Below are 26,481 nucleotides of genomic sequence, written 5' to 3' on the forward strand. Positions count from 1 at the left end.
CGGCAGCATAACAGACAACAGATTGGATAAAAAAATCCTGAGTGTAACGCTCAGGATTTTTTGTTTTATAATTATTTGAATTATTCATTGTGAAGAAATGCCTGTCGGTTAAGCAATGTTTCATCGCTTTCAACATGGTCTTCATCCGGCACGCAACAATCTACCGGGCAAACGGCCGCACATTGGGGTTCGTCGTGAAATCCTTTACATTCCGTGCATTTTCCCGGAACGATGTAATAGATATCGTCAGAAATCGGTGTGTGCGGTGCATCGGCGTCAATTGCTTCTCCTGACGGCAAGATTACTTGTCCTTTAAGTGCAGTTCCGTCTTTATAACGCCAGTCATCGGCGCCTTCATATATCGCGGTGTTTGGGCATTCCGGCTCGCAGGCACCGCAGTTGATACATTCGTCTGTTATGATTATAGCCATTTTATTTGGATTCAGGGTTTATGGTATAAGATTCAGGATTTTGGGTTTCGTCAATAATTTAGACCTTGAACCCTGCACCTTGCACCCTACACCTAAAAACGTTATTTTTGCACAAAATTACGTCCAAAACAATTCATAAGCAAATCAAATGACATTAGCCGATAAAAAAAATGTTTTCGCAGCATTGGGGAAATTCCTGAATCAGTTTTCGGAAAACGGGAATACGAAAAATCCTGATGTACAGCACAATGATTTGTTTTTTGATGCTTTTGTAGATTTGATTCAGTTATCGCAGTCGCACAACGGCTGGTATACGCCGGAACAGGTTTATTTTGCAATAAAATCCTGGGCAGATGCACTTACGGAAAAAAATCTCAATCAATGGCTTTCTGTCTATGATTTAAAGGAACACGAACCAAAAACAATTGGTCTGATTCTCGCAGGAAATATTCCACTTGTTGGTTTTCATGACTTTTTATCGGTTCTGATAACCGGAAATAAAGTACTTGTAAAGACTTCTTCTAACGACCAGCATTTACTGCCTTTTCTCGCGAAATACATCATCGCGGCTGCACCGGAAATGAAAGATTTCATCACTTTCACTGAAGGAAAGCTCGAAAATTTCGATGCTGTAATTGCCACCGGTAGCAACAACACGGCGCGTTATTTCGAATATTACTTCAAAGACAAACCGTCGATAATCCGCAAAAGCCGGAATTCAGTAGCCGTTTTAAACGGAAATGAATCTAAAGAAGATTTAATTGCTTTAGGCGAAGATATTTTCAGGTATTTCGGACTCGGATGCCGCAATGTTTCCAAATTATTCGTCCCGGAAGGTTACAATTTCAATGCCTTTTTTGAAGCGATGTACGAATACCAGGATATTATCAAATATGAAAAATACGCTAACAATTACGATTACAACAAAGCTGTTTTCCTGATGAGCAACTTCAAATTACTCGACAACGGATTTTTGACAATCAAAGAAGACGAAAGCCACGCCTCGCCTATTTCGAGTGTTTTTTATGAATTTTATAAAAACATTGACGACGTAAAATCAAAACTTGAAAATGAAGCTGAAAAAATTCAATGTGTCGTCAGCGATAATTTAATTGATAACTCGGTACCGTTTGGAAAAACGCAGCAGCCAGAGCTTTGGGATTACGCCGATAATGTGGATACGGTGAGATTTTTGGATTCGCTACGCTCTTAGACACGGCTTCGCCTTTGGAAACGCCTTCGGCTTTGGAGTCCTTCACTTTTTAAATTTCTTGAATACGCCTATAATTTAAGAAGTCTAAAAATCCAAAAGTGAAGCGGTCTAAAAATCTAACAGCGAAGCGGTCCAACTCCAACTACAACGTTTTTGTTAATAACCTTATAAAATTATTCCGACATCCAAAACGCAATTTCGATTCCATTTTAAGAAATTTGCGATTGAATTTTATTTTCCATCAAGATGAAAAAACACAATTACAGCGCAGTGGCAGGTGCATTTTACCGCAGGAAGTTTTTGAAAAATCGGCAGCAGCCATTTTAGATTTCAACGATTCAGGTTTGTCGATACTCGAAATTTCGCACCGCAGCAAGGATTTTGTAGCCGTAATGGACGAAGCGCGTGCTTTGGTTTTAGAACTTTTGGGATTGGAAGGGAAGGGTTATCAGGCACTTTTCCTTCACGGAGGGGCGAGTCTGGAATTCCTGATGGTGCCTTATAATTTGATGAAAGAAAACGGAAAAGCCGCTTATCTCGACACCGGAACCTGGGCCAATACCGCGATAAAAGAAGCAAAAGCATTTGGAGAAACGGTAATTGTCGGTTCTTCAAAAGCGGAAAACTACAACCATATTCCGAAAGGATATGAAATCCCGAAAGATGCAGATTATTTTCACTGTACCAGCAACAATACGATTTTCGGGACGCAGATGAAATCTTTCCCGGAAACGGATATTCCGGTGGTTTGCGACATGAGTTCGGATATTTTCTCACGTGTTCTGGATTTTTCAAAATTCGATTTGATTTACGCCGGAGCACAGAAAAATATGGGCCTGCGGGTGCGACTTTGGTAGTTGTAAGAGAAGAAATTCTCAATAAAAACGGCCGCTATATTCCGAATATGCTCAATTATGCACAGCATATCGAAAAAGAAAGCATGTACAATACGCCGCCGGTTTTTGCGGTTTATGCGTCGCTTTTGACATTACAATGGCTTAAAAACAAAGGCGGAATTGCTGCCATCGAGAAAATAAACGAAGAAAAAGCGGCATTGCTTTATGCGGAAATCGACCGCAATCCGTTATTTCGCGGAACGGCAAATAAAGAAGACCGAAGCAATATGAATGCGACTTTCCTTCTCGAAGATGAATCGCATGCGCCGGTTTTTGATGCGATGTGGAAAGCAGCGGGAATTTCGGGAATTCCGGGACACCGATCTGTTGGCGGTTACCGCGCGTCGATGTATAATGCATTACCGCTCGAAAGCGTTCAGGTGCTGGTTGACGTGATGAAGGCGTTTGAATCAAAGGTGAAACATTCCGGAAGTAACTGAGGCCTAGCCCCGATAGCAGAGGAAATCCTTTTTATTTTTTCTTTAAAAATAAAAAGATTGGAACGGATAGCGGAATCATGCTCCTTAAAAATATAAAATCTGATTTCGATCTGAAATCTAAAATCTAAAATCTAATGAAAGTATTAGCCAACGACGGCATTTCTAAAAGTGGGATTACAGCCCTTGAAAATGACGGATTTGAAGTGATTACGACCAAAGTCGCACAGGAACAGGTTGCGAATTTTATCAACGAAAATAACGTTTCGGTGATTTTGGTGAGGAGTGCGACCAAAGTGCGAAAGACATCATTGACGCTTGCCCTAACCTCAAAATCATTGGGCGCGGCGGTGTCGGAATGGACAATATTGACGTGGAATATGCGCGTGCAAACGGAAAACACGTGATCAATACGCCGGCTTCTTCTTCAGAATCGGTGGCAGAATTGGTGTTTGCGCATTTGTTTTCGGGTGTGCGGTTTTTGCATGATTCCAACAGAAATATGCCGCTTGAAGGCGATACGCATTTTGAAGGCTTGAAAAAAGCTTATGCCAATGGAATCGAGTTGCGTGGCAAAACTTTAGGAATCATCGGCTTTGGAAGAATCGGGCAAGCGGTTGCGAAAATGGCGCTCGGACTCGGAATGAAAGTCATTGCTGCAGATAAATTCATCGGGAAAGCAGATATTAAAGTCGACTTTTACAACGGGCAGTTCATCAATGTGGAGATCGAAACCGAACCACAGGAAGATCTGTTCAAGCACGCAGATTTTATTACGCTTCACGTTCCGGCGCAGGATGGTTACGTGATTGGCGAAGCGGAAATCAAAGCGATGAAAGACAATGTCGGCATTATCAATTGTGCCCGTGGCGGCGTGATTGACGAAGTAGCATTGGTTGAAGCGCTGGACGAAGGAAAAGTTTTATTCGCCGGACTCGACGTTTATGAAAACGAACCAACTCCGGAAATCAAGATTCTGATGCATCCGAAAATTTCTTTGACACCTCATATTGGCGCGGCGACCGAAGAAGCACAGGATCGAATTGGGACTGAATTGGCGGAGCAGATTATCAGTTTGCTGAAAACGGAAAACCAATAGCAATGGCAATATCAAATACAATAACAAAGTTCAAGTTTATAATTTGAAATTTTGAAATTGATTTTTTGAAATTGATTTTTTGATATTGATATTGATATTGAAATTGATTTGCGTTAAATAATATACAAGCACTGGACAATCCGGTGCTTTTTTTATTAATTTTATGCAAAGAAATTACGGCTATGAAAAAGATTTTGATGCTGTTGCTTACCGTTTTTGCCGTTGCATCTGCGGATGCGCAGGAAAAGAAAGTCCTGAAAGAAGACAAGCCCGTCCTGAAAGATACCATTCACATCGAAAATGAAAAACTTGAATATGATATCATTATCATCGATCCGGGTTTTAGTTCGTGGTTCAATTCAAATGCGAAACCACGCAATTATTATTCACAATCTTATCTTGAATCGCGGAATCGCGTTTGGGTGACGGAATGGAATATCATGGCCAGAAAACCCGCTGCAATACAACAGGAATTTGTATGAAATGGAAATCGCTTATAATGGGAATACCGATTACGGTTACGAAGTGAATTATATCTTATTCAACTACCTTACTTATTTTCAGATTGCTAATAATACCAAGCTCGGCGGTTTTGCAGCGCGGATATAAAATTGTATTTTTGGGTACAATTTTCAATTTATGAGCAAACTCAAAGAACGCTGGGGCATTACTTCCAATTTTCAGTTGGTGGTTATCTTTGTTGTTTTTGCGATTAATGGTTCGCTTTCTGCCCGGATTTCGGCTTTCTTCCTTGATTTGCTTGGAATTACAAAAGAAAATACCAACATTTTTCTATACTATATTATTCTTTTGGTTTTGGTTTTGCCGCTTTATCCGTTTATGATTATCGTGATTGGATGGCTTTTCGGGCAGTATCAATTCTTTTTTCCGTTTGCGAAGAAGATGTTGCGTGGGATTGGGTTGGGATTTGTTTTTAAAGAAAAAAAATAGCCACGAATTTCACGAATTTTCACAAATTTAAATTCGTGCTCATTCGTGAAATTCGTGGCAAAATCATCTTAATCCTGTTTCTTAATTACATATTTGTAAAACCACATCAGCGTGAATGAAGGAATGATATCCGTAAAAGGCAAAATCTCTTCCACAAAATCAAACGCTCCCATTATTTTACCCGACGGCCCTTTATACATTATAACCATCAGAATTGCAGAAACCGGTGCCCAAATCACATCTTCAAATTCGCCGAGAATCGGAATCGTAAAAGACAAGTAGCCCATCGCGTCGAAAATCAATCCGAGAATCAAATCGCGGCTTTTGTTGTCTTGCACAGCGACTTTTGTTGCAGGTTGTAACATCTTATAAAAATTAAGTCTAAAGCTGACATTGCGAAAATCGCGCCAAACTTCAGACTTAGAATTTTAGATTTAGACTTTAGACTTTAGACTTTAGACTTTAGACTTTAGACTTTAGACAAAATTACTTTTTCAGCTTATCTTCAAATAAATGTCTCGCTTTTTCAACTTTCGGTGTAATCACGTAATGGCAGTACGATTGATTCTGATTTCTGTTGTAATAATTTTGGTGGTAATCTTCAGCAGCGTAGAAAGTCGGTGCCGGTGAAACTTTCGTTACAATCGGGTCTTTAAATGTGCCTTCGAGTGACATTTGTGAAATATAATCCTCTGTCGTTTTCCTTTGCGCATCGCTGTGGTAGAAAACTTCGCTCCTGTATTGCGTACCGACATCTGCCCCTGACGATTCAACGTTGTCGGGTCATGTGTAGCGAAAAAAACCTGCAGTAATTCTGCAAAAGAGATTTTTTTTGGGTCGAAAGTGATCTGTGTAGCTTCAGCGTGGCCCGTCGTTCCTGTACAAACTTCTTCATAAGTCGGATTGGCGATTTTACCGCCGATATAACCTGACACAACTGATTTTACGCCGTCCATTTCTAAAAAAATCGCCTCTGTACACCAGAAACAGCCACCGGCAAATGTGGCAACTTCCAAATCTTTTGATACTTCCATTTTTACGGGTTCTTTTACGGGCTTGATGATTCGTTTTTCCTGTGACTGGCACGAAACTGCACCCATGGCTAATACTATCGCTAATAATTTTTTCATTGTAATTTTATGTTTTACAAATTTACGAAACAAGAGTAGCAGCGGATTTTCCTTTAACTAAAGTTTATGCAATGACTCTATTACCACAGGAAATAAAATCGAATTTATCCCTTATATTTGCACAAATCTTCCGCATGATACAGGCCAAAAATATCCATAAATATTACGACAATCTGCACGTTTTAAAAGGTGTCGACCTTCATATCAGGAAGGGCGAAATCGTATCGATTGTTGGTGCTTCCGGAGCAGGAAAAACAACTTTACTGCAAATCATCGGAACACTCGACAAGACCGGAAAGGAAGAAAAATCAGAATTGCTCGTCAATGGCGAAGACGTCCTGAAAATGAATGACAAATCACTTTCAAAATTCCGCAACAGCAACTTAGGATTTATCTTCCAATTCCACCAGCTTTTGCCAGAATTTACGGCTTTGGAAAATGTCTGCATTCCGGCATTTATCAAAGGAAGTCCGAAATCAGAAACCGAAACCGAAGCGAAAAGATTACTGGATTACCTCGGCCTTTCGCATAGAATCAATCACAAACCAAGTGAATTGTCAGGCGGTGAACAGCAAAGGGTTGCCGTTGCAAGAGCGTTTATCAACAAACCAGCCATTATTTTTGCAGATGAACCTTCGGGTAATCTTGATACCGCTTCCGCGGAAAATTTACACCAGCTGTTCTTTAAACTTCGCGACGAATTCGGGCAGACTTTCGTCATCGTAACCCACAACGAAGAACTCGCCAATATGGCCGACAGAAAACTTGTCATGTCTGACGGGAAAATCATCAGTTAAAACACAAATGGACTTTAACGAATTAAAGAAATTCCTCGACGAAAAGGTCGAATTATACAACAGGCCTGATTTTATTGAAAGCGACCCCGTGCAGATTCCGCATTTATTTGCTTCAAAGGAAGACATTGAAATCGCCGGTTTCCTTGCCGCAACAATCACCTGGGCAACCGCAAGATGATCATTAAAAATTCCCATAAAATGATGGAATTGATGGGTAACGCACCTTATGATTTCGTAATGTCACATTCTGAAAATGATTTGGAAAGACTTGAAAATTTTGTTCACCGGACATTTAATGGACAAGATTTTTCTACATTTATCAAAGGATTGCAGCATATTTATATCAATCACGGCGGAATGGAAAATGCATTTTCAAACAACAATTCCACAAACATCAGGAAAATATTTCCAATTTCAAAAAAATCTTCTTTGAGATTGAGCACCAGAATCGAACTCAAAAGCACATTTCTGATCCGCTCAATAATTCTGCTGCCAAGCGCATCAACATGTTCCTGCGCTGGATGGTGCGCCAGGACAAAAAAGGTGTCGATTTAGGCATCTGGAAAACCATTTCGCCATCGCTCCTCTCCTGCCCGCTTGATGTGCATTCCGGGAATGTAGCGCGCAAATTAGGGTTGCTTACGCGAAAACAAAACGACGCCAAAGCTTTAGCCGAGCTCGATTCAAAATTGCGCGAACTGGACGCGAAAGATCCTGTAAAATACGATTTTGCACTTTTCGGATTGGGTGTTTTTGAAAGCTTTTAAGTTAATTCCGTATATTTACAGAAAACATTTTTAGTGGACAAACGCAACCCTTCCGAAGCAGATATTCAAAAAGACATCCAGAACATCGATTCGATTCCGATTACGAAAAATCTTTTGGATGTAATTTGCAGCACCACAGGAATGGGATTTGCAGCAATCGCGCGCGTCACAGAAGACCGTTGGATTGCCTGCAGCGTCAGGGACGACATTTCTTTCGGAATGAAACCTGGAGATGAACTCCAAATCAAAACTACTATTTGCAATGAAGTCCGCCACGATATTAAGGGCGTCATCATCGACCATGTTGCGGAAGATCCATTATTCCGAGACCACCATACGCCAAAAATGTATGGATTTCAAAGTTACATTTCTATTCCAATCATCAAGAAAAACGGGACATTCTTCGGTACATTATGTGCTATCGACCCTAATCCGAATAAGCTGAATACGCCCACAGTCATCAATATGTTCAATTTGTTCACCGATTTGATTGCCTTTCATCTCGAACTGATTGAAAAAATGATTTCCTCTGAATCAAAAATTGAAGAAGAACGCGCCGTCCACCGTATCAACGAAGAAAATGAGCAACGGCTTAATATCATCATCGGTGCCAGTGAACTCGGTACTTGGGAATTGGATTTAAAGACGCGTGAATTTGAATATTCTGACCGTTATATCGAGATTTTCGGATTCAAGGAGCGAACCGCATTGCAGCATACCGATTTCACAAAGCAATTGCATCCTGAAGATATTGCCTTACGGGAAAAGGCATTCACAGAGGCTTACCGCACTGGCCTGTTGCATTATGAACCCCGCATCATTTGGAAAGATGGCAGTATGCATTGGATTGAAGCACGCGGTAAAGTTTTTTATGACGATGAAGGCGCTCCGGCAAAATTAATCGGGACTGTCAGGGATATCACCAACGAAAAAGATTTCACCGGAAGCCTTGAAAACAAAGTACTCGAACGCACGAAAGCGCTCGAAGAACAGAACACGAAGCTTGAAAAACTCAATAAAGAACTCGAATCGTTCGCTTATATTTCAAGCCATGATTTGCAGGAACCACTTCGGAAAATCCAGACTTTGCCAATCTTATCGCTGAAAAAGAATTCGATAAATTGTCAGACAGCGGCAAGGAATATTTCAGGCGCATGCGAAATGCCGCCGAGCGGATGCAGACACTGATCAATGATTTATTATCCTATTCGCGTACCAATAACCAAAAGCAAAAATTTGAGCTTACCGATTTAAATTCGATTCTTGAGGAAGTGAAAGCCGATTTGAGTGAAGAGTTACTGCAGCAAAATGCAGTGATTGAAGTCGGGAATTTAAATACTGTGCGGATTATTCCGTTTCAGTTCAGGCAAATTCTTTACAATCTTTTCAGCAATTCAATCAAATTTGTTGCAGCAGGAACAGCGCCACATATAATGATCAATTCTGAAATCGATTTGGGCAAAAATTTATCACATCCGCAATTATTGCCTGATCAGGATTATTGCCATATCCGTATTTCCGATAACGGAATCGGTTTCGAATCGGCCTATAATGAAAAGATTTTTGAACTTTTCCAACGCCTGCATGGTCGTGAAACTTATGAAGGAACCGGTCTCGGACTCGCAATTGTAAAAAAAATCGTCGAAAACCACCACGGATTCATTACTGCAGATGGCGAAAGCGGCGGCGCGAAATTCGATATTTATATTCCGGCGTAATTTTTCAAATTCATTCGTCGAAAAACCAATCCTTGCTACCTCCGCAAATTAACGTACCTTTGCCGAAAATATACAGCAATGGCGACTTTCGAACAATTCAATCTCCCAAAATCACTGCAAAAAGCGGTTGACGATTTAGGATTTGAAACCCCTACCCCAATTCAGGAAAAATCATTCTCGGTCATTATGTCGGCCACGATATGATGGGAATTGCGCAAACCGGAACCGGAAAAACCTTCGCTTACCTGTTGCCATTGCTCAAATTATATAAATTTTCCCAAAGCCATATTCCTAAAATCGTTATTCTTCTACCAACCCGCGAATTGGTCGTTCAGGTGGTTGAGGAAGTCGAAAAACTGACAAAATACATGTCGGTTCGCACACTCGGAATTTACGGCGGCGTCAATATCAATACGCAAAAAACCGCCGTTTACACCGGAATTGACATTCTTGTCGGAACGCCGGGACGTGTAATGGATTTGGCATTGGACAATGTTTTGCGGTTCGATGAAACTTCAAAATTGGTGATTGACGAGTTTGACGAAATGCTGAATTTAGGTTTTCGCCCGCAATTGACGGCCATTTTGGCGATGATGAAAACCAAGCGCCAGAACATCCTTTTTTCGGCGACAATGACCGAAGAAGTTGATGCTGTTTTGAACGACTTCTTCGATTATCCCGAGGAAATCAGTCTTGCCGCATCAGGAACGCCACTTGAAAAAATCACGCAATTAAGTTATAAAGTACAGAATTTCAATACGAAAATCAATCTGCTCAAATATTTGCTTGAGAATGACGAAAGCATGAGCCGGATTTTGGTTTTTGTCAACAACAAGAAGATTTCCGACATGCTCCATGAGCGCATCGAAGAAGAATTCAATGGCGAATTTGGTGTCATTCACTCTAATAAGTCACAGAATTACCGGCTCAATACCATGGCCGCTTTTCAGGCAGGCGAATTGCGCGGATTGATCACTACTGACGTCATGGCGAGAGGTTTGGATATTTCTGACATCACCCACGTTTTCAATTTTGAAATGCCCGATTATCCGAAATTGTATATGCACAGAATCGGGAGAACCGGTCGTGCCGATGCAGACGGAACGGCCATCAGTTTCTTTACGCCTCGCGAAGAAGAACTGAAAATCGAAATTGAAATGCTGATGGATACGGAATTGGAAGTGCTGCCGTTTCCTGAAGAAGTTCCCGTTTCAGACAAACTCATCGGTTAGTGAAAAAGACAAACAGCCTGTCAAATTCCTGATGAAAAAAGTCAAACTTGAAGGTGATGGCGCTTTTCATGATAAATCCAAAAAGAACAAAAAAGTCAATCTGGGCGGCATTTCCAAAACCAAGAAAAAAACACATGGTTCTGTAAACCGAAATATGCTGCGGGAACAGGCGAAGAAGCGGAATAAGAAGAAGTGATCGGTGGTCGGTGTTCAGTAATCAGTTTTCAGTAAATACCAGACAAACCGGCGCGCACACTTCAATTCTTTTTTCAGTATCCGTTAATTCTCCGGTCGCTTTATTAATGCCGAAAACAACAACTTCATTTGATTCCTGATTGGCAACCAGCAGGAAATTTCCGTTAGGATCGATGGTGAAATTGCGCGGTGTTTTTCCTTTTACGCTGTAATTTGCCTTGAATGTCAATGCGCCGTCAGGCCGATTTTAAAACAACTGATGTCGTTCGCAGTACCGCGATTGGTCGCATACAAAAATTTTCCGTCAGGCGTAATGTGAATGTCGGCAGCACCAACTTGTCCCGTAAAATTCCGGGTAATAATCTGCTTTTCCTGCAGCATTTTGAAGTTACCGCTATTGTAACTGAAAACCGTCAGCGAACCGTCCAATTCCTGTAATAAATAGGCAAATTTTCCGTCTTTGCTGAAAGTCATGTGACGCGGGCAGCTTCCTTTTCTTACTTCAAGACTGTCTTTGACCGACAGCGTTTTTTCTCCGCCATCGGGGTTGTAATTGTAGATATAGATTTTATCGGTCACCAAATCATTCGCAATCACGAATTTTTTATCGGGTGAAAACTGTACCATGTGTACATGTGCGCTTTCCTGACGTTTCAGGTTTTTACTTTTCCCTTTGTGCTGAACAACCTGAACCGCATCGCTCAAGCTTTCATCGCTATTTTTTTTAAATACCGAAATGTTACCGCCGGAATAATTCGCCACCAGAACATTTTTACTGTCATTGATGATGTAACACGGATCTGCACCTTTTGCATCAACGCTGTTCAGGAGCTTGATATTTCCGGAATCATTGTCGTAATAGAATGAACTCACTCTGCTTTTGAGTCCGCTTTCATTGACGCTGTAAATCATATTTTTCTTTTCTGAAAGTGTGAGGAAGCTTGGGTTATCAACGCCTTCAGTATTCGATTTTAATTCGGCGGTTCCTTCTTTCAGGTTGAAATCATAAATATAAATGCCTTTACTGTCGCAGTTGTTGGTATACGTGCCGATAAGCAGTTTACTATTTTGCGAAACTGCAATTGCGAAAGAAAATATGCTTAAAGCTATAAAAAAATATTTTTTCATCTGAAGTTGATTTGCAACAAAAGTAAATTCTTTTGCGCATTTTACAGCTTTCACCATAAATGTTTTAATCTTTTTTTAGCAATTTAAAATTTAGGATTCGGCATCTATAATAGCAAAAAAGTAGTATTTTTGGCAAACAATTCATGAGCCACTACTGCAACAGGTTCACGAAGTAAACTAAAAATCAGAATGCAGTTCAAACATCCGGAAATTCTTTACTTTCTCTTTCTGCTCATCATTCCAATTCTGGTTACATCTGTTCCAGTTGCGCAGGTTTAAGAAAGAATATTTCACGAATGTAAGCTTCCTCAAAGAACTTTCGATACAAACCCGCAAAAGCTCCAAACTCAAAAAATGGTTGTTACTCACCACGCGACTGCTTTTGCTTGCGGCCATGATTATTGCTTTTACACAACCTTTTTTTCAGGCGAAAGACAGCAATAATGTGACCAACGAAATGTATATTTTGCTCGATAATTCCTTCAGCATGCAGGCGAAAGGCCAGAAAGGCGAATTGCTCAGGCGCGCCATAGAAGATTTACTCGAACATACGCCTGAAAACCAGCAATTTTCGCTGTTGACGAATTCTGAAACTTTCTGGAATACCGATATAAAATCAATCCAGAAAGAACTGCAGAATTTGAAATACAGCGCAACACCATTCAATCTGGAAAGCCTGATGGCGAAGGTAAAATCACGCAAATCGCCTTTCAATAAAGACATTGTGGTGATTACTGATGCCGTCGGATTGGAGCAAAAACAACTCAAAAGCATTGACAAAGACTTCAACACTTATTTCATCGTTCCGAAAGCAGAGCAGAAAAACAATGTTGCCGTTGACAGCGTTTTCATTGCTCAGACGCTTGATAATTTTTATGAAATCGGTGTGAAATTGACCGCTTATGGCGAAGATTCTGACGAATCGCCAATCGCCTTATACAATAACAACAAGCTCGTTGCGAAAACACAGATCAAATTTGATGCAGCTTCGAAAGTGATGAATTTTACAATTCCGAAAGCCGACTTCAACGGGTATGTTGCTGTAGAAGACAATGGGATTTCTTACGACAACACTTTGTATTTCAATATTTCAAAACCCGAGAAACTGAATGTTGTAAGTATTGGCGATGTTGAAAAGAGCGAATTCCTGTCGAAAATTTACACGGAAACAGAATTCAATTACGGTAACTTCCCGTTGGCAAGCCTTGATTACAACCTGCTTGAAAAACAGGATGCAATTGTGTTGAATGAAGTAAAAGATATCCCGCAGGCATTGCAAACGACATTGAAATCTTTCGTAGAAAAAGGCGGGAATTTAATCGTAATTCCGTCATCAGAAGCTTCGGTTGCAACGATGAATACTTTCCTTGCCAATTTCGGAAATATCAAATTTGCGAATCCGGTCACCGCTGATAAACTTATCACGAAAATTGCTTTTGACCACCCGTTGTACAGCTCTGTTTTTGAAAAGAAAATCGACAATTTCCAGTTTCCGGATACGAAAGTTTCTTTTCCGGTTAGCAGCGTCAATCCGACGATTTTGGGTTATGAAGATCAAAGTGCCTTCCTGACGTCATTGCCGGGAAGTGTCTCTTCAGTATATGTTTTCGCAGCGCCAATCAATAAATCAAATTCTAATTTCCAGAATTCGCCGCTGATTGTCCCAACGTTTTATAATATGGCGCAAGTGGCGCAGAAAACCGGAGTTACAGCCATTACGATTGGTGAAAACCAGCCATTTTTGTTAGATGCAAATCTTTCAAAAGACGAAATTGTGGAAGTGAAAAGCAATGCCGCTTCAGGTGAAAAATTCATTCCGGTGCAACAGATCCTGAACAATAAAGTAAAGCTGACTTTTAATGATTATCCACAGGAAGCCGGCAATTACGGGATATTCAAACAAGATGAGTTGCTGCGGAATATCAGCTTTAATTACAACCGAACCGAAGGCAATATCACGCCTGCCAATGAAGATATGCTGTCTGATTTCAAGACAATCAGCAATATCGAAACTGTTTTTGACACTTTACAGACAGACCGCACCAACAATGAAATCTGGAAATGGTTCGTGCTGCTGACGCTTTTATTTTTAGTTACCGAACTGTTCATACAAAAATTTGTAAAATGAATCTAATCATCAGAGAAGCTAAAATTATCGACCCAAAAAGTGCATTCCACGATCAGGTTGTTGATTTGCTGATTGAGAATGGCATCATTAAAAAAATCGGCAAAAAACTTCAGAATCCATCGGAATTTGACGAATTGAAACGCGACAATCTTCATGTTTCCGAAGGTTGGTTCGACAGCAGCGTTTCTTTCGGAGAACCGGGTTTTGAGGATCGTGAAACCATTGCCAATGGACTCAACGTCGCTGCGAAAAGCGGATTTACAGCAGTTGCCTTACAACCGAATTCTGATCCGGTAATTGACAATCAATCGCAGGTGAATTTCGTGCTTTCAAAAGCGAACGGATTCGCGACGCAGCTTTATCCGATCGGCGCTTTGACGAAAAACAGCGAAGGAAAAGATCTGGCAGAATTATTCGATATGAAAAATGCCGGTGCAGTCGCTTTCAGTGATTACGGAAGAAGTCTGGAAAATGCCAATTTGCTAAAAATAGCTTTACAATATACACAGGATTTCGACGGACTCGTAATCGCATTTTCTCAGGATGCCAATATTAAAGGAAACGGCGTTGCTAACGAAGGTATTGTTTCTACAAAATTAGGATTGAAAGGAATTCCGGCACTTGCCGAAGAATTGCATATCGCACGAAATTTATTTTTACTGGAATACACAGGAGGAAAATTACACATTCCGACCATTTCTACGGCCAAATCAGTTGAGTTGATTAAAGCTGCAAAAGCCAAAGGTCTTAAGGTTACTTGCAGCGCCGCAGTGCATAATCTGGTTTTGAATGATGAAAAACTCGACGGCTTTGATACGAGATTTAAAGTAAGTCCGCCATTGAGAAGCGAATCTGACAGGAAAGCACTCATTAAAGCTGTTAATAATGACATTATCGACTGCATTACATCCGACCATAATCCAATCGACATCGAGCACAAAAAAATGGAATTCGATTTGGCGAAAAACGGCACAATCGGACTTGAAAGTGCTTTCGGAGGTTTATCGACGGTACTTTCTACAGAAATTATCATTAAAAAACTGACTTCCGCGAAAGCGATATTCAACATAAAATCTGAAGGAATCGCTGAAGGCGTTGTTGCAAATCTGACTTTCTTCAATCCAGAAGGAAAATCGACTTTCACAAAAGAGAACATCCTTTCAAAATCTAAAAACTCAGCTTTTCTCGTAACTGAGCTTAAAGGGAAAGTTTACGGAATTTTCGCAAATAACCAACTAATTGCTTAAATTGCTGTAAACTATTGTTTATAAACAAATTAAGCTGAAGTCATGATAAAAAAACTACCGCTCTTTTTTCTATTCCTGACACTTTACTGCACCGCTCAGGCGCCCGCAATCGAATGGCAGAAAGCTTTAGGCGGTACCGCCGGCGATGCTGCGACTGCAGTTCAGCTGACCAGCGATAACGGATTTATCATGGCGGGCTATACTTCTTCAAATAATGGTGATGTCTCGGGAAATAATGGCGGAGTAGAGTTCTGGGTTGTAAAAATTTCGGCAACGGGCACTTTGGAATGGCAGAAAAATTATGGCGGCACGTCGACAGATATCGCGCGAAGCATCATGCAAACCAACGATGGCGGTTATATTGTTGCGGGGCAAACTTCGTCAAACAACATCGATGTTGTCGGAGCGCACGGCACCGAAGATTGCTGGGTTTTGAAACTTGACAGCCTTGGTAATATCGAATGGAGTCGGGCTTTCGGCGGTTCGGATTACGAAAATACAGAGCAAATTATCCAGACAACTGACGGCGGTTATATTTTTTCAGCCTATTCGTCATCGATAAATGGCGATGTCGTTGGCAATACCATCAACAATACAAACTTTTGGATTGTAAAACTGAGTCCGGCCGGCACAATCGAATGGCAAAAAATCTATGGCGGAACAGGATCGGATCATGCGAGATGCGTGCTGCAGACTGCTGATGGCGGATATGTTATTGGCGGCCAAACCAATTCTACGAACGGGAATATCACCCTTAATCACGGAAATTACGATGCCTGGCTTATCAAACTCAACAATTTGGGAGATTTAGAATGGCAAAAAACGTATGGCGGCAGCGCAATCGAAGATATGGTGCATGTCAGGCAAACCAGTGACGGCGGATTTGTAGCTGCGATTGCGAGCAATTCTGCCGATGGCGATGTGACCGGAAACCACGGCGGCAGTTATGATTACTGGATTGTTAAAACGGATGCGCAAGGAACAATCGAATGGCAAAAAGCCTATGGAGGCACAGCTGTTGAAGTCATTGCAGACGTGAAGCAAACTCCTGACAATGGCTTTGTCGCATTCGGGCAGTCAGGTTCAACAAACGGAGATGTTACCGGACACATATCAATTACAAGATTTCTGGATCATGAAAACAGATGCTTCAGGCGTATTGCAATGGCAGAAAAAAATCGGCGGTAATCTTTCAGACGAAGGCAGGAGTTTGACTTTTGCAGTGGATGGAGGTATTGTAATGGCAGGTGATAGCAATTCTACCAACGGCGATATTTCCGAACTTCACGGCGGCTATGATCTCTGGGTTGTGAAGTTACAACCGGAACTTTCAGTTTCGGAAATAAATCGGGTTACCATGAATTTGTCTCCAAATCCGGTGAAAGATTTGCTTCAAATTCAATTGACTTCAGGACGAATTCCGGAAAAAACAACGATTACAGATTTGGCAGGCAAAACATTGATTGACAGTGATTCTACTTTAATCAACATGCAAAATCTGTCTTCAGGAATTTACATTGTCAAAGTAATTTCTCAAAACGAAACATTTACACAAAAAATCATCAAAGAATAATTTAAAATCAATGGGACAGAACAAACAATCGATAAGGGAAAAACGGCTGCAATTTCGAGCTATATTTTAATCGTTGGCGTTCTAATCGCTTTGTCAATCAACAGCGAAGACAAAAATCCGTACGCATCTTTTCATATTCGTCAGGGATTGGGACTCACAATTACTTTTATTTCGCTAGGCGTTATCATCGCCAATTTTGAAAGCATTATGATTGCCGCGCCGATGTGGATTTTCATCTCAGTATTGATGATTTTCGGCATTTTTAATGCGGCGCATGGAAGCACAAAACCACTGCCGATTGTTGGCAATTTATTTCAGAAATGGTTCAAAAATTTATAATATGCAAGATTTACATTACCTCGTAAGAGCGCCAAAAATAAAATCTGAGGCAAACCCATTGTTGCTTTTACTGCACGGTTATGGCAGCAATGAAGAAGATTTATTCTCATTCGCGAATGAATTGCCGGCGGAATATTACGTGATTTCCGTCCGTGCGCCTTATGATCTGCAATTCGGGAGTTATGCCTGGTATGCCATTAATTTTGATGCTGACGAAAACAAATTTTCCGACCATGATCAGGCACGAACTTCACGTGATCTGATTGCTTCTTTTATAGACGAGATCATTGCGAAATATCCGATTGAAGCTGAAAACGTAACCTTGATTGGATTTAGTCAGGGCAGTATTTTAAGTTATGCTGTTGCATTGTCATATCCGCAGAAAGTCAATAGAGTTGCGGCAATGAGCGGTTATCTCAATACGGAAATCCTTGCAGAAAATTATGAGAAAAACGATTTTTCAAATTTGAAATTCTTTATTTCTCATGGCACTGCCGATCAGGTCGTTCCGGTAGATTGGGACAGGAAATCGAAGCCTTTCCTTGATGATCTCAGCATCGAAAACGTCTATAAAGAATACCCGATTGGACACGGCGTTTCACCTCAGAATTTCTTCGATTTAAGAGATTGGCTGAACAAAAAATAGGTTCATCTTATTGGTAAAGCAAAGTCTGAACGGTTTCAAAATCGAAAGTCCCGTCGGTATTTACAAAGTATTTGATGAGGACTTCTCCCCAGATCTTCCCATCGTTAAAATCGGCTATGATCCAGCGATGGTTGAGGATTTTGATTTTATTGATGATGAATTTCTGCTCGCCTAATTTATCAAATCCGACATATTTATTGCCTTTCGGGTCATCATTGTAAGAAAGCAGCGCATCTTTAATCTGCGGCATCAATTTCAGGTAATCCAGATTGTCTTTTTCAAAATATTCCTGTGCATTATCATTGGTTTCAAGCGAAAAATAATTGGCATCATTCAATTTTGAAGTTACCAAAGTAAGGCTGTCTCTTAAATGTTTATAACCTTTGTCTGCTTCTGCCTGGTCAAAATCAGCTTTTTTGCTGTAATACATATAAGTGAACACATTAAAAAGCAGCGCAAGGATGAACAAATAAAGTAAAATAGATTTTTTCATGTTGGTTTAAATGGTGATTTCTAAATTATCATAAGCCAAAAATACATTTGGCGGCAAGGTTTTCTGGATGTCTTCGTGAAACCCGAAAGTGTGGCTGATATGCGTCAGATAAGTTCTTTCAGGTTGGATCAACGCAACAAAATCAAGTGCTTCGGTAAGATTGAAATGCGTATCATGCGGCTCAATGCGGAGTGCATTGACAATCAGCACTTTTACGCCTTTGAGTTTTTCAATTTCTTCCGGCGCAATGGTTTTCACATCTGTTAAATAAGCAAAATCGTCAATCCGGTAACCGAAAACCTGCAATTTTCCGTGAAAGATGTTAATCGGGATAATCGTCTTTCCGCTGATTTCAAAAGACTTATTATTTATAACTTCGATTGTTTTTACCGACGGCGCGCCCGGATACCGGTTTTCAGTCTCAAAAATATATTCAAAACGGCGCGATAAATTGGCAATGACACGTTCATGCGCATAAACCGGCATTGCGCCCTGCCTGAAATTATAAGGCCTTATATCATCGAGTCCCGCAGTATGGTCGGCATGTTCGTGCGTAAACAAAAGCGCATCGATTTTCGTACAACCACAAGTGAGCATTTGCTGGCGAAAATCGGTGCCACAGTCAACTACAATCGAGAAATTTTCATCGTGAATCCAAACCGAAACACGCAATCTTTTGTCTTTGCTGTCGTTACTTTTACATACAGGATGATCGCTTCCGATAACCGGAATGCCCTGTGAAGTTCCTGTACCCAAAAAATAGACTTTCAACGCCGTTAATTTTTTTACAAAAATAAGATATTTATCTTTCGTGAAAGCCCTATTTTGTTAACTTTGTAATGTAAAATAGCGATTTTTATAAAATGGATATTGAAATAAAATTAAAAGGCGATAAAGTCATTGAGCAAATTCCTTCAATCAAGGACAAGGCACTTCGCATTAACCTGAACGACAATATTTACGGGACTTTTGCCGAAATCGGTGCCGGACAGGAAACGGTGAGGCATTTCTTCAGAAGTGGCGGCGGTTCGGGAACAATCGCAAAAGCAATGTCTGCTTACGATAAAGATTTTAGTGACGCTATTTACGGGGTTGAGGAAGATGGCCGTTATGTGACTGAAAGTCGTCTGAAAAAAATGCTTTCGCATGAAGTGAGCCTTATCGAAAAGCGTCTGAGCCGCGAAAAACATCCGACAAAAATGTTCTTCAGTTATGCCAATACCGTTGCTACGATTGATTTCGCGAAGCAATTCAAAGGCCACGGTTGGGTTGGAATCCGCTACCAGATTGAGCCTGATGAAGATTATAACGAAATCATCATCCACATCCGATTCAAAGAAACTGACGCACGTTTACAACAGGAAACACTTGGGATTTTAGGTGTGAACCTGATTTACGGCGCTTATTACAAATACAACGATCCGAAAAAATTACTTCGGTATTTATACGATCACTTAGACAAAGACCAGCTTGAAATTGACACTATTAATTTCTCCGGTTAGCGTTTTGCTAATGTCGATAACCGTTTGATGAGCTTACAGCTTGTGAAAAACGGCATGACAGACGCGGTGATGTTCGGCCAGGATGGACACAACGTATTACCGGCAGCGATTTTGTATAAGAAAAATATCCTTGCATTAAGAGGAAGTTTCCGTCCGGTGACGAAAGTGAACATCGATATGTATGAGAAATCCTATAAGATGTTCCTCGAAGAAAGCCGCGTCGAAAAAGAGAATACACTTGTCGTTTTTGAAATCACGCTTTCTAACCTGCGTTCTGACGGTGAAATTGATGAACGCGATTTTATGGATCGCGCGGAATTGCTGTGTTCTTTGGGACAAACCGTAATGATTTCGAATTTCCAGGAATATTATAAAGTCGTTGAATATTTCTCAAACTACACCAAAGCCCGTATGGGATTGGCGATGGGCGTCAACAACCTCGTTGATATTTTCGATGAAAAATACTACCGTCACCTGAGTGGTGGGATTCTTGAGGCGTTTGGAAAATTATTCTACCGCGACCTGAAAGTGCTGTTGTATCCAATGATTGGCGAAGAAGGCGAAATTATTACTTCAGAAAACCTGAAAGTACATCCGAGAATGAAAGAGCTATACAAATTCTTCAAATTCAACGGAAAAGTAGTTGATATTGACGATTTTGATCCACATACACTTGAAATTTTCTCACGCGAAGTACTCAAAATGATTAATAATGGAAAATCCGGTTGGGAAGAAATGCTGCCAAGCGGAATTGCTGAGCTTATAAAAGAACACCATCTGTTTGGGTTTGACCCGAATAAAGTATTGGAAGAAACGAAGTAGAAGAAAATAGAATCAAGAGTCAAGAATCAAGAATTCAGCGCAATCCGAACTCTTGATTCTTGGCTCTTGATTCTTTTATCTACTTCAAAATCTGCGCCGCATGCGCCTTCGTTTTTACATCAGAAATCACTTCATCAATAATGCCATCTTCATCAATGACGAATGTTGTTCGGTTGATGCCTTCATATTCGCTGCCCATGAATTTTTTTGGTCCCCAGACGCCGAAAGCTTCGATTATAGATTTGTCTTCGTCGGCTAATAAAGGAAATGGGAATTTATATTTGTCTTTAAATTTGGTTTGCGCTTTCGCGGAATCGGCACTTACGCCTAAAAGCTCATAGTTGTTTGCTTGAAATCTTTCAAAATTGTCGCGCAAATCACAGGCTTCTGCGGTGCAACCGGGTGTATCGGCTTTTGGATAGAAGAAAACTACGAGTTTTTTTCCTTTATAATCTGTTAATTGATGGGATTTCCCGTCCTGGTCGGTTCCTGAAAAGTCGGGGCTTTGTCGTCTTTTTTTAGTGTTGTCATTTGGATTCTGAAAGTTATTTCCGTTTAATTTTATTTTGAAATATCGTCGTAAAAGTTCTGATTCATTGTAAATGCCCCGGATGTTCGCGGAAATCCCGGAAGGCCGCAAGTTAGTTTTTACTGCGATGTCGCAGCGACCAACGGAAGCTGTGAGATTGCTTGTAAAAACAACTTTCGGACTGAGGAATTGCAGCATCAGCCGGAAAAGGCACATCGAAAAAATTAGCGTACTTTTACCTTCTAAATTTACAAAAAAAAATGACCAAAAAAGAACGTGCAGCGTTTGTTATCCGGACTTTAAAAGAAATTTACCCGACGATTCCGATTCCGCTTGACCATAAAGATCCTTATACTTTGCTGATTGCGGTTTTGCTTTCTGCGCAATGTACCGATGTGCGTGTCAATCAGATTACGCCGATACTGTTCGCAAAAGCGGATAATCCGTACGATATGGTGAAAATGTCTGTTGACGAAATCAAGGAAATTATCCGTCCGTGCGGCCTTTCTCCAATGAAATCAAAAGGCATTCATGGTCTTTCGGAAATTTTGATTGAAAAATACGACGGGAAAGTCCCCCAGAGTTTCGAGGCTTTGGAATCGCTTCCGGCGGTCGGGCATAAAACGGCGAGTGTTGTGATGTCGCAGGCGTTTGGTGTTCCGGCGTTTCCGGTTGATACACACATCCACCGGTTGATGTACCGCTGGAATTTGTCTGATGGCAAAAATGTAGTGCAGACAGAAAAAGATGCAAAAAGTATTTTTCCTGAAAATTTATGGAATGAGTTGCATTTACAGATCATCTGGTACGGTCGTGAATATTCACCGGCACGCGGCTGGGATTTGGAGAAAGATATCATCACCAAAGAAATCGGCCGGAAGGAAGTTCTGGAAGAATATTATAAAAAGCAGGAAAATAAAATCTCAAGGAAATTTTAAGGATAAAACGCACCTCGACTGCGCTCGGTGTGACAGATGGCTGCCTTAGCTTTTTGTCACACCGAGCGCAGTCGAGGTGCCAATAATTCAAAAAAAATCCTGCTAAACAATTAGCAGGATTTTTCTTAATTAGCAATATTCTCAATCTTAGTCTTACCCACTTTTAAGAAGCTTAACGCTTTTGAGTAATTTAACAAAAAGGAAACCGTTTCTTTTTTAGGTTGCATTTTCGGAGTTGCTAATGTTTTCTTAGAGTAAATTTTTGCCATATTGTATTTGTTTGTTTCATATTACAACGTAGCAATTTACAAAATAGTATCAATTAGTTAAAATAATTTGATGCTTTTCTATAATTTTTCTAAGGTTCATCAGCGCGTAACGCATTCTGCCTAAGGCGGTATTGATGCTAACGCCCGTCTGTTCTGAAATTTCCTTGAAACTCAGGTCCGTGATAGATGCGCATCATGAGCACTTCGCGCTGGTCTTCAGGAAGTTCGAGGATTAATTTCTGCAAATCATTTTCGACTTGAGCGGCGACTAATTTTGCTTCGACGTTCGGCACATTGTCTGACATGATCGAGAAGATTGAAAATTCTTCCGTTTCGCGAAACATCGGCATTTTTTTGTTCCTGCGGAAATGATCCACGATCAGGTTGTGCGCAATTCGCATTACCCATGGCAGGAATTTACCTTCCTCATTATAGGAATGAGATTTCAGCGTTTTAATGACCTTAATGAAAGTGTCCGTGGAAAATATCGTCTGAAGTGTCGCGGTCATTTACTTTAGAATAAATAAAACCGTAAATTTTCGATTGGTGCCTGTTGATTAATGTAGCCAAAGCGTTTTCGTCTCCGGCAACATAGCTTTTTACCAATAAAGCGTCTGGGATTTGAACATTAGCCATAAAATTACCTTTTAGTGTTTTGATTGAATGATGGGATTATTCCCTAAAAAGTAGTTTTATTGTATAGGCTTCTGTTAATTAAAGTTTAAATATTACCCAAATATAACATAATAGATTTTTCATTTCCAAATATAAATGCAAATTTTAACAGTTATAACACAATAATAGCGTGAATTGCTTTCATTTCTCACTAAAAATGGGCTTTTACAGAAAAATCTGTAATTTATCAGATTCAGATTATGAGGAAAAGTTCCAAATCTCAAATCATAAAATCCAAATAATAACCAAATTTCAATTTTTAAAACCAATGCATTTGGTATTTGTGTATTGGAATCTATTTGTAATTTGCTATTTATTTTTTTGGGATTTATAAACCTATGTTGTCACCACCGAAATCATTACCTTTGCAAAAAACCATTTTGTTGCTATGCAAATTGATATTACGACATTAGAACCGAAGAAAAACATCATCATAAAAGGCGCTCAGGTTCACAATTTAAAAAATCTTGACGTTGCCATTCCGCGTAACAAACTCGTAGTGATTACCGGACTTTCAGGCTCCGGAAAATCGAGTCTCGCATTTGATACTTTATATGCCGAAGGACAAAGAAGATATGTAGAAAGCCTGTCTTCATACGCACGCCAGTTCCTCGGCCGTCTCGACAAACCTAAAGTAGAATATATTAAGGGAATAGCGCCTGCGATTGCGATTGAGCAGAAAGTCAACACGACGAATGCGCGTTCAACCGTTGGAACTTCGACAGAAATTTACGATTACATGAAACTGCTTTTCGCCAGAATCGGGAAAACCTTTTCTCCGGTTTCAGGCCGTGAGGTGAAGAAAGATACAGTTTCCGACATAATCAATGATGTAAAAACATTCGAAATCGACAGCAAATGGTTACTGCTCGCGCCGGTTCATAAAGAGAAAGACAGAACAATCGAAGAAAAACTCGGCGTCCTTTTACAGCAGGGTTTCGCGAGGATTTTTGTCGATGGCGAAACCTTACGCCTTGATGAATTAAAAGGCCAGAAACTCGGTAAAAAGAAATCTTCCTAATCATTGACAGGATTGTCGTCAAAGAAGAAGAAGAATTCTACAACCGGCTTTCAGATGCAATCCAAACCGCTTTTTTTGAAGGAAAAGGCACTTGTTATTTGCAGGAAGTTAATACTGAAAAGCGATTTACGTACAGCAACAATTTCGAATTGGATGACATTACGTTCTTAGAACCGAATGTGCATTTGTTCAGCTTCAATAATCCGTATGGCGCCTGCCCGGTTTGCGAAGGTTACGGCAATGTAATCGGAATTGATGAAGAATTGGTAGTTCCAAATACCGCTTTATCAATATTCGAAAATGCCGTTTACGCCTGGCGCGGCGAAAGCATGAGCTGGTACAAAGACCAGTTGGTGAATACCGCTTATTTATTCGATTTCCCAATTCACAAACCATATTACCAATTGTCGGAAACGCAGAAAGATATTTTATGGAAGGGCAACAAACATTTCACCGGATTGCATGATTTTTTCAGGGAATTGGAAGAAAAAAATTATAAAATCCAGAATCGCGTGATGTTGTCGCGCTACCGCGGAAAAACGAAATGCTACGCCTGTAAAGGAAAAAGATTGCGTTCCGGAAGCTTCTTATGTGAAAGTTGACGGCAAAACAATTTCCGATTTGGTCGGTATGCCGATTAAGAATCTAGTGCAATTCTTCAAAGGAATTCAATTGTCAGAATTTGATTTGAAAGTAGCGAAACGCCTTTTGACCGAAATCAATAACCGATTGGGTTTCCTTTCAGAAGTTGGATTGGATTACCTGACTTTGAATCGAAATTCGGCAACACTTTCTGGAGGTGAATCGCAAAGAATCAATCTCGCGACTTCATTAGGAAGCAGCCTTGTTGGTTCGATGTATATTCTCGATGAACCAAGTATTGGTTTGCACCCAAAAGACACAGAACGATTGATAAAAGTTTTGATTTCACTTCGTGATTTGGGCAACACAGTGATTGTCGTCGAACACGACGAAGACATCATGAAAGCCGCCGATATGATCATTGACATCGGCTGAAGCAGGAACGCATGGCGGAAAACTTGTTGCGCAAGGCGATTATCAACAAATTTTGAATTCATCTTCATTAACTGCGAAATATTTGAATGGCGAATTGGAAATTAAAGTTCCGAGAACGAGAAGAAAATGGGGCACTTACATCGAAATTTTAGGCGCGCGCGAAAACAACCTGCAGAATGTTGATGTGAGATTTCCTTTGGAAGTTTTAACCGTGATTACAGGCGTTTCGGGAAGCGGGAAAAGTACGTTAGTGAAGAAAATCCTCTTTCCGGCGATGCAAAAGCAGATAGACGGCGTTGGTGAAAAAGCAGGGCAATTCACTGAAATGCGCGGCCATTACCATAAAATTCATCATATTGAATATGTAGACCAGAATCCGATTGGGAGAAGCTCGCGTTCGAATCCGGTGACGTATATTAAAGCTTACGACGATATCCGTGATTTATTCGCGAAAGAAAAATTATCGAAAATCCGCGGTTACCAACCGAAGCATTTTTCTTTCAACGTTGACGGCGGCCGCTGCGAAACCTGCAAAGGCGAAGGTTCCATTAACGTAGAAATGGTCTTTATGGCCGACGTGCAATTGCCATGCGACACCTGCAACGGAAAGCGTTTCAAGAAAGAAATCCTTGAAGTTTATTTTGAAGGCAAAAATATCGACGACATCTTAACGATGACGATTGACGATGCCGTTGACTTTTTCGCGAAAACAAAGCAGACCAAAATCGGGCAGAAATTGCAGCCCTTGCAGGATGTTGGTTTGGGATATGTGCAATTAGGGCAGTCCTCTTCTACCCTTTCAGGCGGTGAGGCGCAGCGTATCAAACTGGCTTCATTCCTGGTAAAAGGCGCGACTAAGGAAAAAGCGCTTTTCGTTTTTGACGAGCCGACAACTGGTTTGCATTTTCACGATATTAACAAATTGCTGGCTTCTTTTGACGCGCTGATTGACAAAGGACATTCGATTATCGTAATTGAGCACAACCTCGATTTGATCAAATGTGCCGACTGGGTGATCGACCTGCACGGAAGGTGGCGAAAACGGCGGGCATATCCTTGCTATGGGAACTCCGGAAGACATCCTGAAAAACAAAGCTTCCGTTACCGGAAAATATTTAAAAGAAAAGCTATAGCGCGAAAAGCATTCGAAAAAAGAGCGATGAGCCGGGATTGTATCACATCCCGGCTCTTTTCTTTGTATAATCCTCTAAAAAAACGCCAAATTTGACGTTGTTGACGCCAAATTTGGCGTTTTTTGGCCTTTTTTGATTCTTTATCTTAAGATTCA

General features: G+C 40.6%; 21 protein-coding genes and 9 pseudogenes. 20 read left to right on the plus strand and 10 right to left on the minus strand.

The window, feature by feature from the left end; genetic code table 11:
• Positions 1-80: 80 nt before the first annotated feature.
• Complete coding sequence (locus ACSLFW_RS16870; RefSeq protein ID WP_436556725.1) at positions 81-431, minus strand: 4Fe-4S dicluster domain-containing protein; 351 nt, start codon at positions 429-431, stop codon at positions 81-83.
• A 148-nt stretch (positions 432-579) separates the two neighbouring features.
• Here ACSLFW_RS16870 and ACSLFW_RS16875 point away from each other — a divergent pair, with 148 nt between their 5' ends.
• The 6 genes and pseudogenes from ACSLFW_RS16875 (at position 580) to ACSLFW_RS16900 (ending at position 5,027) form a co-directional block, all read left to right on the plus strand.
• A complete protein-coding gene (locus tag ACSLFW_RS16875; protein ID WP_436556726.1) occupies positions 580-1,644 on the plus strand; it encodes an acyl-CoA reductase in 1,065 nt (354 codons plus the stop codon).
• A 246-nt stretch (positions 1,645-1,890) separates the two neighbouring features.
• Positions 1,891-2,980: pseudogene (gene serC, locus ACSLFW_RS16880) on the plus strand (3-phosphoserine/phosphohydroxythreonine transaminase).
• A 134-nt stretch (positions 2,981-3,114) separates the two neighbouring features.
• Positions 3,115-4,076 (plus strand): annotated as a pseudogene (locus ACSLFW_RS16885) (D-2-hydroxyacid dehydrogenase).
• A gap of 182 nt (positions 4,077-4,258) precedes the next feature.
• Positions 4,259-4,558 carry a DUF6146 family protein gene (locus ACSLFW_RS16890; RefSeq protein ID WP_436556727.1) on the plus strand — a complete coding sequence of 100 codons (300 nt, stop codon included), beginning with the start codon at positions 4,259-4,261 and terminating at the stop codon, positions 4,556-4,558.
• A gap of 1 nt (position 4,559) precedes the next feature.
• Positions 4,560-4,685 (plus strand): hypothetical protein, encoded by a 126-nt coding sequence (locus tag ACSLFW_RS16895; RefSeq protein WP_436556728.1) that lies wholly within the window; start codon positions 4,560-4,562, stop codon positions 4,683-4,685.
• Between the two features lie 30 nt (positions 4,686-4,715).
• On the plus strand, positions 4,716-5,027 hold the full coding sequence (locus ACSLFW_RS16900) for a DUF6787 family protein (protein WP_436556729.1): 312 nt from the start codon (positions 4,716-4,718) through the stop codon (positions 5,025-5,027).
• Positions 5,028-5,095: 68 nt separating this feature from the next.
• Here the strand turns inward: ACSLFW_RS16900 and ACSLFW_RS16905 are convergent, their stop codons facing one another.
• Positions 5,096-5,392 carry a hypothetical protein gene (locus ACSLFW_RS16905; protein WP_436556730.1) on the minus strand — a complete coding sequence of 99 codons (297 nt, stop codon included), beginning with the start codon at positions 5,390-5,392 and terminating at the stop codon, positions 5,096-5,098.
• 121 nt (positions 5,393-5,513) lie between these two features.
• Positions 5,514-6,157, minus strand: a pseudogene (gene msrA, locus ACSLFW_RS16910) (peptide-methionine (S)-S-oxide reductase MsrA).
• A 134-nt stretch (positions 6,158-6,291) separates the two neighbouring features.
• On the opposite strand from msrA, the gene ACSLFW_RS16915 reads away from it, so the two are divergent.
• The 5 genes and pseudogenes from ACSLFW_RS16915 (at position 6,292) to ACSLFW_RS16935 (ending at position 10,867) form a co-directional block, all read left to right on the plus strand.
• Entirely contained in the window at positions 6,292-6,954 is a 663-nt protein-coding gene (locus tag ACSLFW_RS16915; RefSeq protein ID WP_436556731.1) for an ABC transporter ATP-binding protein, read from the plus strand.
• Positions 6,955-6,961: 7 nt separating this feature from the next.
• Positions 6,962-7,721 (plus strand): annotated as a pseudogene (locus ACSLFW_RS16920) (TIGR02757 family protein).
• Positions 7,722-7,754: 33 nt separating this feature from the next.
• On the plus strand, positions 7,755-8,909 hold the full coding sequence (locus tag ACSLFW_RS16925) for a PAS domain-containing protein (RefSeq protein WP_436556732.1): 1,155 nt from the start codon (positions 7,755-7,757) through the stop codon (positions 8,907-8,909).
• Positions 8,843-9,439 carry a sensor histidine kinase gene (locus tag ACSLFW_RS16930; RefSeq protein ID WP_436556733.1) on the plus strand — a complete coding sequence of 199 codons (597 nt, stop codon included), beginning with the start codon at positions 8,843-8,845 and terminating at the stop codon, positions 9,437-9,439. The genes ACSLFW_RS16925 and ACSLFW_RS16930 overlap by 67 nt, the downstream gene beginning before the upstream one ends.
• Before the next feature lie 78 nt (positions 9,440-9,517).
• Positions 9,518-10,867 (plus strand): annotated as a pseudogene (locus ACSLFW_RS16935) (DEAD/DEAH box helicase).
• A gap of 21 nt (positions 10,868-10,888) precedes the next feature.
• Here ACSLFW_RS16935 and ACSLFW_RS16940 read toward each other — a convergent pair.
• Both ACSLFW_RS16940 and ACSLFW_RS16945 read right to left on the minus strand, forming a co-directional pair.
• Entirely contained in the window at positions 10,889-11,095 is a 207-nt protein-coding gene (locus ACSLFW_RS16940; protein WP_436556734.1) for a lactonase family protein, read from the minus strand.
• On the minus strand, positions 11,092-11,994 hold the full coding sequence (locus tag ACSLFW_RS16945; RefSeq protein ID WP_436556735.1) for a lactonase family protein: 903 nt from the start codon (positions 11,992-11,994) through the stop codon (positions 11,092-11,094). The genes ACSLFW_RS16940 and ACSLFW_RS16945 overlap by 4 nt, the downstream gene beginning before the upstream one ends.
• Before the next feature lie 265 nt (positions 11,995-12,259).
• Here ACSLFW_RS16945 and ACSLFW_RS16950 point away from each other — a divergent pair, with 265 nt between their 5' ends.
• The 6 genes from ACSLFW_RS16950 to ACSLFW_RS16975 all read left to right on the plus strand — a co-directional run bounded on the left by ACSLFW_RS16950 (position 12,260) and on the right by ACSLFW_RS16975 (position 17,927).
• The gene (locus ACSLFW_RS16950) at positions 12,260-14,122 is read left to right on the plus strand and encodes a vWA domain-containing protein (RefSeq protein WP_436556736.1); all 1,863 of its coding nucleotides are present in this window, start codon (positions 12,260-12,262) and stop codon (positions 14,120-14,122) included.
• The gene (locus tag ACSLFW_RS16955; protein WP_436556737.1) at positions 14,119-15,369 is read left to right on the plus strand and encodes a dihydroorotase; all 1,251 of its coding nucleotides are present in this window, start codon (positions 14,119-14,121) and stop codon (positions 15,367-15,369) included. The genes ACSLFW_RS16950 and ACSLFW_RS16955 overlap by 4 nt, the downstream gene beginning before the upstream one ends.
• 42 nt (positions 15,370-15,411) lie before the next feature.
• Complete coding sequence (locus tag ACSLFW_RS16960; protein ID WP_436556738.1) at positions 15,412-16,557, plus strand: hypothetical protein; 1,146 nt, start codon at positions 15,412-15,414, stop codon at positions 16,555-16,557.
• On the plus strand, positions 16,505-16,942 hold the full coding sequence (locus ACSLFW_RS16965; RefSeq protein ID WP_436556739.1) for a T9SS type A sorting domain-containing protein: 438 nt from the start codon (positions 16,505-16,507) through the stop codon (positions 16,940-16,942). The genes ACSLFW_RS16960 and ACSLFW_RS16965 overlap by 53 nt, the downstream gene beginning before the upstream one ends.
• Positions 16,943-17,032: 90 nt before the next feature.
• Positions 17,033-17,281 (plus strand): hypothetical protein, encoded by a 249-nt coding sequence (locus ACSLFW_RS16970; protein WP_436556740.1) that lies wholly within the window; start codon positions 17,033-17,035, stop codon positions 17,279-17,281.
• A 1-nt stretch (position 17,282) separates the two neighbouring features.
• A complete protein-coding gene (locus tag ACSLFW_RS16975) occupies positions 17,283-17,927 on the plus strand; it encodes an alpha/beta hydrolase (RefSeq protein WP_436556741.1) in 645 nt (214 codons plus the stop codon).
• Positions 17,928-17,934: 7 nt separating this feature from the next.
• Here the strand turns inward: ACSLFW_RS16975 and ACSLFW_RS16980 are convergent, their stop codons facing one another.
• Together ACSLFW_RS16980 and ACSLFW_RS16985 are read right to left on the minus strand one after the other, a co-directional pair.
• On the minus strand, positions 17,935-18,420 hold the full coding sequence (locus ACSLFW_RS16980; protein ID WP_436556742.1) for a hypothetical protein: 486 nt from the start codon (positions 18,418-18,420) through the stop codon (positions 17,935-17,937).
• Positions 18,421-18,426: 6 nt separating this feature from the next.
• Complete coding sequence (locus ACSLFW_RS16985; RefSeq protein ID WP_436556743.1) at positions 18,427-19,191, minus strand: MBL fold metallo-hydrolase; 765 nt, start codon at positions 19,189-19,191, stop codon at positions 18,427-18,429.
• Positions 19,192-19,283: 92 nt separating this feature from the next.
• On the opposite strand from ACSLFW_RS16985, the pseudogene ACSLFW_RS16990 reads away from it, so the two are divergent.
• Positions 19,284-20,744: pseudogene (locus tag ACSLFW_RS16990) on the plus strand (TonB-dependent receptor).
• Between the two features lie 79 nt (positions 20,745-20,823).
• On the opposite strand, the pseudogene bcp reads toward ACSLFW_RS16990, so the two are convergent.
• Positions 20,824-21,275: pseudogene (gene bcp, locus ACSLFW_RS16995) on the minus strand (thioredoxin-dependent thiol peroxidase).
• 258 nt (positions 21,276-21,533) lie between these two features.
• Between bcp and ACSLFW_RS17000 the strand changes: the two are divergent.
• On the plus strand, positions 21,534-22,211 hold the full coding sequence (locus ACSLFW_RS17000) for an endonuclease III domain-containing protein (protein WP_436556744.1): 678 nt from the start codon (positions 21,534-21,536) through the stop codon (positions 22,209-22,211).
• A gap of 125 nt (positions 22,212-22,336) precedes the next feature.
• On the opposite strand, the gene ACSLFW_RS17005 is transcribed toward ACSLFW_RS17000, so the two are convergent.
• A complete protein-coding gene (locus ACSLFW_RS17005) occupies positions 22,337-22,480 on the minus strand; it encodes a hypothetical protein (protein WP_436556745.1) in 144 nt (47 codons plus the stop codon).
• Positions 22,481-22,529: 49 nt separating this feature from the next.
• Positions 22,530-23,116 (minus strand): annotated as a pseudogene (locus tag ACSLFW_RS17010) (RNA polymerase sigma factor).
• A gap of 427 nt (positions 23,117-23,543) precedes the next feature.
• Between ACSLFW_RS17010 and uvrA the strand changes: the two are divergent.
• A pseudogene (gene uvrA / locus ACSLFW_RS17015) lies at positions 23,544-26,326 on the plus strand (excinuclease ABC subunit UvrA).
• Positions 26,327-26,481 lie beyond the last annotated feature (155 nt).

This window comes from Flavobacterium sp. 3HN19-14 (genome assembly GCF_051373205.1).
Taxonomy (GTDB): domain Bacteria; phylum Bacteroidota; class Bacteroidia; order Flavobacteriales; family Flavobacteriaceae; genus Flavobacterium.